The sequence below is a fragment of the Streptomyces sp. NPDC048255 genome (assembly GCF_040652415.1).
Classification (GTDB): domain Bacteria; phylum Actinomycetota; class Actinomycetes; order Streptomycetales; family Streptomycetaceae; genus Streptomyces.
Map to the genome: position 1 here is coordinate 1 of NZ_JBEZMA010000159.1, position 1,074 is coordinate 1,074.

The window sequence follows — 1,074 nt, forward strand, 5'->3', positions numbered from 1 at the left end:
GTCGCCGGCGCCGCGTTCGCGGAACCGCACCGACTCGACCTTGTTGTAGTACACGCCCAGCAACGGCTCCACGCGCACCCGCGCGGCGTCGATGCGCCAGCCGGCTTCGAGCATCGCGTACACGCCGTCGTTGCTGAAGTGCGCCTGCGCGCGGCGGTTGTACACGCCCACCGACACCTCGCGCTCGGCGTCGAAGCTGCCGTAGCTGTAGCCGGCCGCGCCCTGGGTCCAGAACGGGCCGGGCGCGTACAGCCAGTGGATGCCGACGTTGAACAGGTCGCCGTCGACCTTGTCGTCGCGGCGGTCGGTTTCCATCTTCGAATGGGCCATGCCGATATGCCCGCCGAAGCGCAGATGCTCGGCCGGCGAGCCTTCCAGGCCGATCGCCAGGCCGCCGACGGTGTTGTCGATGCCGTCCAGGCGCTCGCCGTCGAACTCGGCGCGGCCGCCGTACGCGGTGGCCCACACCGTGCCCAGCGTGGCCTCGTCGTCGACGCCGTTGTCGCGCGCCAGATCCATTTGCCGCGACACGCTGCGCTGCAACTGCTCGGCGTTGTAGCGCTGGGCGCTGGCGATGGAGGCGTAGGTCTCGCCGCTGAGGGTGTCGAACGCGCGCGGCGCCTGCGCCGCGCTGAGGCCGCGCGCGGCGGCGATCAGCACCGGCAACTGTCCGCTGTTGCGGTCGGCGATGGTCTGCAGCGCGTTCGCCACCGCCTGCTGGTTCGGGCTCAGTTTGGGGAACTGGTTGAAGCGAATGCCGGTGCCGCCGGCGTCGTGCTCGCTCAGGCGCAGGAACACGTCGTTGCCTTGCACGAACAGCGCCGCGTCGAGGAACGGCAGCGCGGTCTGGCTGACGCCGGTGAAGGCGCCGCTGAGCGAGCCGGCGTCGAGGATGCGGTAGTCGGTCACCGGCGCGTAGCTGCCCGGTTGCGGGATCGCCACCACCTGGCCGCCGTTGACTGCGGCGTTGCCCGCCACCACCACGCTGTCGGTGGCGCCGCCGCCGTTCTGCCGCACTTGCAAGGTCGCGCCGGGATTCACCGTCAGGCTGGCGACGTTGAGCGCCGCGCCGAC

Annotated in this window: 1 protein-coding gene; it reads right to left on the bottom strand. The window is 71.2% G+C overall.

The window, feature by feature from the left end:
* On the bottom strand, positions 1 to 1,074 hold a 1,074-nt coding region (locus tag AB0D94_RS37940), incomplete at both ends, for an autotransporter domain-containing protein (protein ID WP_362062576.1).